The sequence below is a fragment of the Micromonospora sp. URMC 107 genome (assembly GCF_051386315.1).
Lineage (GTDB): Bacteria > Actinomycetota > Actinomycetes > Mycobacteriales > Micromonosporaceae > Micromonospora.
In genome coordinates, this window is record NZ_JBPQTK010000187.1 from 1 (window position 1) to 8,387 (window position 8,387).

The window sequence follows — 8,387 nt, forward strand, 5'->3', positions numbered from 1 at the left end:
GGCGTGGTCGGGCTGACCCGGGCGCTGGCGATGGAGATGATCGCCGACGGGGTGACCGTCAACGCGGTCGCTCCGGGCACCATCCACACCGCGGCCTCCACCGTGGCGGAGATCAGGCAGGGCCTCGGCACCCCGGTCGGGCGCCCCGGCACCCCGGACGAGGTGGCCGCGGCGATCACCTTCCTCTGCTCGCCGGCCGCCTCGTACATCACCGGGCAGATGCTGGTGGTGGACGGCGGCAACAGCGTCCGGGAGGCCGAGTTCCGCTGATCCCCGGGCTCAGTAGGTGGGGTCGCTGTTGCCGGCGACGACGACCAGGGCGATCCAACCGCAGCAGGCCAGCAGGCCGAGCCCGGTGACGACGTAGCTGAGGATGAGGCCCCACGTGGCGAGCTGGTCGCCCTCCTCGCCCGTCCTGCGGATCTGCCGCTTCGCCAGGTGCCCGAGCACGATGCCGGCCGGGGAGAAGACGAACGCGAAGACCAGCGAGAGGACGGCCAGCACGTTCGTCCCGCCGGGCCGGGGACCGGACGGCGGGCCGTACTGCCCGTAGGGCACCTGCGGGGTGTACGGGGGCTGGTGCGCCCACTGCTGGCCGTACGACGGCGGTTCGGGGGCGGGCGGCTCCGAGGGGCGGCTCGTACCGCGACGGGTCGTGCCCCGCCGGCGGCTCCCAGGGCGACGGCGGCCGGTCCGGATCGGGCGGCCCCGACGACGGTGGCTGGCTCACGGTCTTCTCCTGCCGGTGGCGGATCGCGTCCTCTTGCCGGACGCTACCCGCAGCGGTGAACCTTTTCACAGCGGTTGTGTGGACTGGTCACCTTGGCCTCGACCGCCGGGCGGCCCATACTGACCAAGCGTTCAGTTACCCATGAGTAAGGCGCGACCAACCGGAGGCTGAGATGGCCCGACTCGCCCAGACGCCCGGCCTGACCGATGTGCAGCGGTCGATCCTGGAAACCGTCCGGGAGTTCGCCGACAAGGAGATCATCCCGCACGCGCAGCGGCTGGAGCACGCCGACGAGTACCCGAGCGACATCCTCGACGGGATGCGCGAGATGGGCCTCTTCGGCCTCACCATCGACGAGGAGTACGGCGGGCTCGGCGAGTCCCTGCTGACCTACGCGCTGGTGGTCGAGGAGCTGTCGCGGGGCTGGATGTCGATCTCCGGCATCGTCAACACCCACTTCATCGTGGCGTACCTGATCTCCCAGCACGGCTCCGCCGAGCAGAAGGCCCGGCTGCTGCCGAGGATGGCGACCGGCGAGGTGCGCGGCGCCTTCTCGATGTCCGAGCCGGAGTGCGGCTCCGAAGTCTCCGCGATCAAGTCCAGGGCCGTCCGCGACGGCGACCGCTTCGTCATCGACGGCCAGAAGATGTGGCTGACCAACGGGGCGTATTCCTCCGTGGTGGCGACCCTGGTCAAGACCGACACCGGCGCCGACTCCGTCTACGGCAACATGAGCACCTTCCTGCTGGAGAAGGAGCCCGGCTTCGGCGAGACCGCCCCCGGCCTGACCATCCCCGGCAAGATCGACAAGATGGGCTACAAGGGCGTCGAGACCACCGAGATGGTGCTCGACGGGGTGACCGTCGGAGAGTCCGCCGTCCTCGGCGGCGCGGAGAAGGTCGGCCGCGGCTTCTACCAGATGATGGACGGCATCGAGGTCGGCCGCGTCAACGTGGCCGCCCGCGCCTGCGGCATCTCGATCCGCGCCTTCGAGCTCGCCGTCGCGTACGCCCAGCAGCGCCGCACCTTCGGCCAGCCGCTCGCGAAGCACCAGGCCATCGCCTTCAAGCTCGCCGAGATGGGCACCAAGATCGAGGCCGCCCACGCCCTCATGGTCAACGCCGCCCGGCTCAAGGACGCCGGCCAGCGCAACGACGTCGAGGCCGGCATGGCCAAGCTGCTCGCCTCGGAGTACTGCGCCGAGGTCGTCCAGGAGGCGTTCCGCATCCACGGCGGCTACGGCTACTCCAAGGAGTACGAGATCGAGCGGCTGATGCGTGAGGCCCCGTTCCTGCTCATCGGCGAGGGCACCTCGGAGATCCAGAAGACCATCATCTCCCGGGGGCTGCTCAAGGAGTACAAGCTCTGACGTAAGGAAGGGCATCTTCCTGACGCCTCAGGTACAGGAGGGGCCCTTCCTAACACGTCGGGTCGGCATCGGCGGCGGGTTCCGGTGCGGTGACCGGCCCCGCCGCGAGCACCTGCGGTCGTTCCCGGTAGGCCTCGATCGCGGCGGACAGGCGCTGCTCCGGCACGGCCACGTCCCGGCCGACGACCGGCGCAGGCTCCAGCGACGGCCACACCCTCGGCCGCAGCCGCACCCCGGCGATCCGGCCGTCCTCCCGGTGCAGGCTCACCCGGTCGATGTTGGACCAGTCGTACCGCCGGCGGCCGTGCCGGATCCCGCTCGCGGTCAGCGCCAACCGGCCAGTGAACCGCGCGTCGAGATAGACGACGACGCCGGTCACCGCCGCCAACCCGGCCAGGAGCGCCAGCCGTGCGACCCGGGCCCACTGCGGGTCGGCGGGCAGCGCCATCGCCACCACCAGCATCACCGCCGTCGCCCAGGCCAGGGCGGTGACGAGGTCGACCCAGCCGGCCAGGGACCGCCGAGCGACCAGACCCGGCTCCGTTCCGTCCAGACCGGCCACCCGTTCCCGCCAGACCAGCCGGGCGTCCCGCCGTGGCCGCCACCGCCGCAGCAGCGCGGTCAGGCCGACGAACAGCCAGAAGACACAGACGTCGGGCTCGAACCGGGGAACCCGGGACAGCGCGGCGGCCACCAGCGCCGCCACCGCCGCGGCCACCGTCGCGGACAGCAGCCGGCGGGACCAGAGCCCGTCGTCGCGCTTCGGCAGCCAGCCGGCCGGTCGGGGAGACATGGCCGCAGGGTACGGAGCGCCGACAACCGTCGCGGTGGGCGGCCCGCACCGTCGCTGCGTGACCTTCGCGAGCTTGATCAGCCCAGTCGGGTCAGGCCGGCGGCGGCGCGCTCGACGATCAGGCAGCGGTCCTCGACGTAGTCGACGCCCGCCTCCGTGGCGATCCGCCGCGCCTCGGCCGAGACGATGCCGAGCTGCAACCAGACCGCTGGCGCGCCGATCGCCACCGCCTCGCGCACCACCTCGACCGCGTCCTGGGCCGGCCGGAAGACGTCGACCAGGTCCACCGGGTGCGGGATGTCGGCCAGGGACCGGTAGACCCGCTCGCCGAAGAGTTCGTCGGCCGTGGGATTGACCGGGATGATCCGCCAGCCGTACCGCTGCATCTGCAACGGCACGCTGTGTGCGGCCTTGCGTGGGTCGCGGGACGCGCCCACGACGGCGATCACGGCGGAGTCGGCGAGGATCTGCTGAGCGGAGCGCACCCGCCGACTCTAACCCCGCCGCTCAGCCCTCGCCCGCGAGCGCGCGGCGCAGCCGGGCGCGCTCCTGCGGCGTCTCCCGCACGGCGCAGGGTATCGGCGACGGCCTACAGGAGGGTGAGCTGCTCGGCGGCCGGCGGCGCGGGCGTCGGGTCGGGCGGGCGGCGGTCGTCGCCGCGCTCGCCCCGGTGCAGCCCGTGTCGGCGGGCCGCGATCCGCACCCGCGCGGTCAGCTCCCGCTGGTAGGACTGCGGGGCGTACGCACCGGAGCGGTAGAGCTCGCGGTAGCGGGGGACCAGGTGCGGGAACTCGCGGCCGAGCCAGCGCGCGTACCACTCCCGGGCCCCTGGCCGCAGGTGCAGCGCCAGCGGCGTCACGCTGGCCGCCCCGGCGGCGGCGATCGCCGCCACGGTCGCGTCGATCGAGGCGTCGTCGTCGCTGAGCCCGGGCAGGATCGGCGCCATCAGCACGCCCACATCGAAGCCGGCGTCGGCCAGCGCCCGTACGGCGTCCAGCCGGCGCCTCGGGCTGGGGGTCCCGGGCTCGACGGCGCGCCAGAGCCGCTCGTCGACGAAGCCCACCGAGTACGACACGCCGACCCGGGTGACCTCGGCGGCCTGGCGAAGCAGCGGCAGGTCCCGCAGGATCAGCGTGCCCTTGGTGAGGATCGAGAACGGATTGGCGAAGTCGCGTAGCGCCGCGATGATCTGCGGCATGAGCTGGTAGCGCCCCTCGGCCCGCTGGTAGCAGTCGACGTTGGTGCCCATCGCGACGGGCGCGCCCCGCCAGCGTGGCGCGGCCAGCTCCCGCCGGACCAGCTCACCGGCGTTGACCTTGACGATGATCTTCCGGTCGAAGTCCGCGCCCGTGTCGAGGTCGAGATAGGTGTGCGTGTTCCGCGCGAAGCAGTATTTACATGCATGACTGCATCCGCGGTAGGGGTTGATCGTCCACTCGAACGGGACGCGGGAGGCGCCGGGCACCTTGTTGATGATCGACTTGGCCTGCACCTCGTAGAACGTCATGCCGGCGAAGCCCGGCGTGTCGAAGGTGCGGGCGACCGCGCCAGGCAGCGCCAGCGGCAGGGGTGGTGTCGCTGGCGCTGCCCGGTCCGGGACCCCCTCGTCCGGGGGAGCGGCGAGGTTGTCCCAGCGCATGGCCATCATTCGAACACGCGTACGAGCGGAGCGCAAGCGACCCGGCGTGTTCCCGCCCACCTGGCCGCCCCGCCCACCGTCGGCGGGTGGAGGATGGGGGAATGGAGAGGTCGACGTTCGTCTACGACGGGGACTGCGCGTTCTGCACCCGGTGCGCCGAGTTCATCGACCGGCGCATCCCGACCGGGGTCCGCGTGGTGCCGTGGCAGTTCGCCGACCTCGACGCGCTGGGCCTGAGCGAGGCCGAGTGCGAGGAGGCGGTGCAGTGGGTGGGCGCCGACGGCTCCCGCGCGGCCGGCCCGGACGCCATCGCGCGGCTGCTCGGCGACAGCGGTCCGTTCTGGCGGGTCGCGGGTGCCGGCCTCCGGTTCCCCCCGGTGCGTGCCGCCGCGTGGCCCGCGTACCGCTGGGTGGCCCGCAACCGGCACCGGCTGCCCGGCGGCACGGCCGCCTGCGCGCTGCCCCAGGAGGCGCGGGAGCGCCTCTACGGACCGTCCGGTCGCCCGGCCGCGGACGCCTGACCCGCGAGTGCCGGCGCGGCGCCGGCGGGTGGCCCGGTGTCCCGCCCCCGGCGGGCGAGCAGCCGGCGGGCCCAGACCACCGGCCGGACCCGCTCCAGCGGCAGGAAGCTGGTCATCGCGGCGAGGTGCGGGGCGAACGAGATCGTGATGGTCGCGATGGTGACCAGGTGGAACGAGTAGAAAAAGCCCACCGTGGCCAGTCGCCAGCGCTCCCTGAGCAGGAAGACCACCGGGCTGAGCAGCTCGAAGGCGACGATGCCGAACTGGGCGACGATCAGCAGGTACGGCACCGAGGCGATCAGGTCGGCCAGCTCGGTGCCGCGCCGGATGATGGCCCTGGCCAGCACCGAGCCGGTGAGCCAGTCCAACCCGCCGAAGCGCAGCTTGGCCCAGGCGGCCAGGAAGTACGTGCAGATGACGGCGATCTGGGTGACCCGCAGGGCCCAGCCGCCCGCCTCGGTGCGGGTGGCGTCGCCGTGCCGGGCCCGCCCGGCGGTGGGCAGGACGGCCAGCGCGACGAGCAGGCCGAACCGGTCGTGGTCGACCTTGCCGTAGCTCATCGCGACGACCATCCACTCGAAGTAGAGCGCGAAGACCGTCCAGCCGAGCAGTCGGGGCGCCCGGCCGGTGGCGGCTAGCAGGGCGAGCAGCAGCAGGGCCCAGAAGAGCACGGCGACCAGCGTCGGGGTCGGCGTGGGCAGCGGCAGCAGCCGACCGACCAGCAACGGCTGGTAGAGCTCGCCGGGCACCGCCACCCGGGTGCGCACCCAGGGGGTGAAGACGACCAGGTCGGCGGCGACGAAGAGGTAGATCAGCGTGCGGAAGGCGGCCACCCGGCCCCGGGGCACCGCCTCGGTCAACCAGCGGCTCATCGGTCCGCCCGCCAGGCCACCACGGTCTCGTCGGTCCAGCGGCCGGTGGGCCGGCCGTCGCGGATGCCGTGCCAGCGGACGACGATGCGGACCTCGACCAGCTCCGCCGCGCCCGGGTGCCGCTCGGCGTACGCGTCTGCGACCTCGGCGAGCAGCGCGGGGTCGGCGGCGTAGCGGTCCTGCTGGCCCTCGATCTCGGCCCGGCGGATGCCCGTGGCGCTCTCGCCCAGGTCGACGACCGCTCCGCTGCTGTCGACGCCCTCGACGCGGGTGTCCGGGGCGGGGGAGTTCGGCGGGTTGGACGTGGAGTACATCCGAAACGGGCCGAACGGGAAGTGGTCGTCGGTGCCCCAGGCGGTACCGACCAGCAGGACGGCCAGACCGAGGGCGGTGGCGGCGAGTCGGGCGGCGCGACCGCGGGTGGTCAAGGTTTCCATCGGGTCGTGACGATACGGGATGTACCGCCCGGCCCGGGTCCCTCCGACGGTCACTTCCCGCTGGCCGTCGTGGAGCGCTCCGGCTCAGTGGCTGTGGCCGGCCAGCTTCTTGCGGACGTCGTCCATGTCGAGCGCCTGCACCTGCTCGATCAGGTTCTCCAGGGCGGACTCGGGGAGGGCGCCGGGCTGGGCGAAGACGATGACGCCGTCGCGGATCGCCATGATCGTCGGGATCGAGCGGATGTCGAACTTGGCGGCCAGCTCCTGCTGCGCCTCGGTGTCGACCTTGCCGAACACGATCTCGGAGTGCTTGTCGGAGGAGCGCTCGTAGACCGGGGCGAACCGCTTGCACGGGCCGCACCAGTCGGCCCAGAAGTCGACCAGCACGATGCCGTCGCTGCCGGTCACCTCGTCGAAGTTTGCCGTGGTCAGCTCTACGGTTGCCATGAAATTCTCCGATCGGCGCGGAATAGCTACGTCTGGTGGAACCAGGGCGTACCGCGTGGAATTCCCGACCCGCCCCCGCCGAAACGTGCTCGTCACGGCGTCGAGCTGGCCGCGCTTCCATCGATGGAGATTGTTCCCAGTTGGCGTTGCGGTACGCAAGTGCATGACGCATTTGCGTGACCGGAAGTGATGGGAGCGTTTCCAGAGAGATCGACACGATTGACCGGCAGGAATGAGCAATCAGGCGGTTGACAAGCCGCTATCCGGCGTGCGGAGATCGCCGAGGCCTGGGTAATTGAACACGGAGAGTAGTGTTACGAAAAGGTAAATGTGACCTCCGTCTCTGTTCGATCCGCCTTCTCGTGCGGCAGAATCGTCCGCATCAGAGCGTGGGCGGCGGGTGCCGGGGAGGGCCCCGCCGCTCATTGCGTCTCCCCCCGGTCGTGGCGGGTGTGACATTCCCGCACGCCACGCGCCCCGCGCCTCGCCTTAACACTGCATAAGGCATGCTGTGCCGAACTCCATCGCCGCCCGTCGAAGGGGACAAGGATGCAGTTCGGCCGCTACTACGAGGAGTTCGAGGTCGGCGCGGTCTACCGGCACTGGCCCGGCAAGACGGTGACCGAGTACGACGACCACCTCTTCTGCCTGCTCACCATGAACCACCACCCGCTGCACATGGACGCGCACTACGCTCAGACGGCGAGCCAGTTCAAGCGCAACGTGGTGGTCGGCAACTACATCTACTCCCTGCTGCTGGGCATGTCGGTGCCCGACGTCAGCGGCAAGGCCATCGCGAACCTCGAGGTCGAGTCCCTGCGGCACGTGGCGCCCACCTTCCACGGCGACACGATCTACGGCGAGACCACGGTCCTGGACAAGCGCGAGTCGTCCTCCAAGCCTGACCGGGGCGTGGTCTCCGTGGAGACCCGGGGCTACAACCAGGACGGCACCATGGTGTGCGTCTTCCGCCGCAAGGTGATGGTCCCGAAGAAGGAGTACGCGGCGACGACGGTGCCCGAGGGCGTCGACCCGGAACGGCCGAGCTTCCCCGAGCCGCGCTGACCGACGGGCCCCTTCTCATCCGGGTTCCGGGTGGTAGGGGCCCTTTTTCCCATCCGGGGCATATGCTGGCGCCGGAGGTCCCCATGAGCCACTCCGTCGCCGGAGAGCCGTCCTCTGCCGGCCGCCGCGCCGCACCGCTGACCACCGCCGTCTACTCCGCCGCCGAGTGGGATCTGCTGACCAGCCTGCCCGGCCGCGTGATCGTGGCCGCCGCCGCGCCCGGCCCCGGACGGCCCCGCCCCGGAGTCGCCGCCGGGCTCGCCGGCCTGGACGCGGTCGCGGCCGGCCGGGCCTTCGACAGCGATCTCGTACGCGCGGTGGTCGCCACCATCTACGCCCGGCACGACGGGGCGACCGATCCCGTCGACCGCCTCGCCGACGTGGTGGACCTGCTCGCCGCCTGCCGGGCCGCGACCCGGGTGCTGCGGCGGCGCGCCGATCCCGCCGACTCGGCCGCGTACCGGCAGTGGGTGCAGTCGGTGGCGGCCCGGGTGTGCCGGGCCGCCACGGCCGG

The 8,387-nt window shown here is 72.0% G+C and carries 12 protein-coding genes; 5 read left to right on the forward strand and 7 right to left on the reverse strand.

The genetic code is table 11. The features are described from left to right. Positions 1-270, forward strand: a 270-nt coding sequence (locus ACSNN9_RS26615; protein ID WP_436675987.1) for an SDR family NAD(P)-dependent oxidoreductase, incomplete at its 5' end; no start/stop codon positions are given. Between the two features lie 9 nt (positions 271-279). On the opposite strand, the gene ACSNN9_RS26620 is transcribed toward ACSNN9_RS26615, so the two are convergent. Next, positions 280-558: a DUF4190 domain-containing protein gene (locus ACSNN9_RS26620; RefSeq protein WP_436675988.1), complete on the reverse strand. Its 279-nt coding sequence runs from the start codon at positions 556-558 to the stop codon at positions 280-282. A 344-nt stretch (positions 559-902) separates the two neighbouring features. On the opposite strand from ACSNN9_RS26620, the gene ACSNN9_RS26625 reads away from it, so the two are divergent. Continuing rightward, positions 903-2,099 (forward strand): acyl-CoA dehydrogenase family protein, encoded by a 1,197-nt coding sequence (locus ACSNN9_RS26625; protein ID WP_436675989.1) that lies wholly within the window; start codon positions 903-905, stop codon positions 2,097-2,099. A 49-nt stretch (positions 2,100-2,148) separates the two neighbouring features. Here the strand turns inward: ACSNN9_RS26625 and ACSNN9_RS26630 are convergent, their stop codons facing one another. From ACSNN9_RS26630 to ACSNN9_RS26640, 3 genes are all read right to left on the reverse strand, one after another. Further along, positions 2,149-2,892 carry a hypothetical protein gene (locus ACSNN9_RS26630; protein ID WP_436675991.1) on the reverse strand — a complete coding sequence of 248 codons (744 nt, stop codon included), beginning with the start codon at positions 2,890-2,892 and terminating at the stop codon, positions 2,149-2,151. 77 nt (positions 2,893-2,969) lie between these two features. Further along, a complete protein-coding gene (locus tag ACSNN9_RS26635) occupies positions 2,970-3,377 on the reverse strand; it encodes a CoA-binding protein (protein ID WP_436675992.1) in 408 nt (135 codons plus the stop codon). A 104-nt stretch (positions 3,378-3,481) separates the two neighbouring features. Next, positions 3,482-4,531: an Rv2578c family radical SAM protein gene (locus ACSNN9_RS26640; protein ID WP_436675994.1), complete on the reverse strand. Its 1,050-nt coding sequence runs from the start codon at positions 4,529-4,531 to the stop codon at positions 3,482-3,484. A gap of 101 nt (positions 4,532-4,632) precedes the next feature. Here ACSNN9_RS26640 and ACSNN9_RS26645 point away from each other — a divergent pair, with 101 nt between their 5' ends. Beyond that, positions 4,633-5,052: a thiol-disulfide oxidoreductase DCC family protein gene (locus ACSNN9_RS26645; RefSeq protein WP_416607110.1), complete on the forward strand. Its 420-nt coding sequence runs from the start codon at positions 4,633-4,635 to the stop codon at positions 5,050-5,052. On the opposite strand, the gene ACSNN9_RS26650 is transcribed toward ACSNN9_RS26645, so the two are convergent. From ACSNN9_RS26650 to trxA, 3 genes are all read right to left on the reverse strand, one after another. Continuing rightward, complete coding sequence (locus ACSNN9_RS26650) at positions 5,016-5,924, reverse strand: HTTM domain-containing protein (RefSeq protein ID WP_436675995.1); 909 nt, start codon at positions 5,922-5,924, stop codon at positions 5,016-5,018. The two genes, ACSNN9_RS26645 and ACSNN9_RS26650, sit on opposite strands and share 37 nt — an antisense overlap. After that, positions 5,921-6,361: a hypothetical protein gene (locus ACSNN9_RS26655; RefSeq protein WP_436675996.1), complete on the reverse strand. Its 441-nt coding sequence runs from the start codon at positions 6,359-6,361 to the stop codon at positions 5,921-5,923. Before ACSNN9_RS26655 ends, ACSNN9_RS26650 begins: the two co-directional genes overlap by 4 nt. An 84-nt stretch (positions 6,362-6,445) precedes the next feature. Beyond that, on the reverse strand, positions 6,446-6,808 hold the full coding sequence (gene trxA, locus ACSNN9_RS26660) for a thioredoxin (RefSeq protein WP_357875642.1): 363 nt from the start codon (positions 6,806-6,808) through the stop codon (positions 6,446-6,448). A gap of 549 nt (positions 6,809-7,357) precedes the next feature. On the opposite strand from trxA, the gene ACSNN9_RS26665 reads away from it, so the two are divergent. Together ACSNN9_RS26665 and ACSNN9_RS26670 are read left to right on the forward strand one after the other, a co-directional pair. Further along, positions 7,358-7,873, forward strand: coding sequence for a MaoC family dehydratase (locus ACSNN9_RS26665; RefSeq protein ID WP_436675998.1), 516 nt, complete (start codon positions 7,358-7,360; stop codon positions 7,871-7,873). A gap of 62 nt (positions 7,874-7,935) precedes the next feature. Next, on the forward strand, positions 7,936-8,387 hold a 452-nt coding region (locus ACSNN9_RS26670), incomplete at its 3' end, for a hypothetical protein (RefSeq protein ID WP_436676000.1).

Excerpts from the sequence above, each read along its gene's own strand:
- ACSNN9_RS26625 (WP_436675989.1), top strand. The coding sequence starts at position 903 with ATGGCCCGACTCGCCCAGACGCCCGGCCTGACCGATGTGCAGCGGTCG.
- ACSNN9_RS26630 (WP_436675991.1), bottom strand. The coding sequence starts at position 2,892 with ATGTCTCCCCGACCGGCCGGCTGGCTGCCGAAGCGCGACGACGGGCTC.
- ACSNN9_RS26640 (WP_436675994.1), bottom strand. The coding sequence starts at position 4,531 with ATGCGCTGGGACAACCTCGCCGCTCCCCCGGACGAGGGGGTCCCGGAC.
- ACSNN9_RS26645 (WP_416607110.1), top strand. The coding sequence starts at position 4,633 with ATGGAGAGGTCGACGTTCGTCTACGACGGGGACTGCGCGTTCTGCACC.
- ACSNN9_RS26650 (WP_436675995.1), bottom strand. The coding sequence starts at position 5,924 with ATGAGCCGCTGGTTGACCGAGGCGGTGCCCCGGGGCCGGGTGGCCGCC.
- ACSNN9_RS26655 (WP_436675996.1), bottom strand. The coding sequence starts at position 6,361 with ATGGAAACCTTGACCACCCGCGGTCGCGCCGCCCGACTCGCCGCCACC.
- trxA (WP_357875642.1), bottom strand. The coding sequence starts at position 6,808 with ATGGCAACCGTAGAGCTGACCACGGCAAACTTCGACGAGGTGACCGGC.
- ACSNN9_RS26665 (WP_436675998.1), top strand. The coding sequence starts at position 7,358 with ATGCAGTTCGGCCGCTACTACGAGGAGTTCGAGGTCGGCGCGGTCTAC.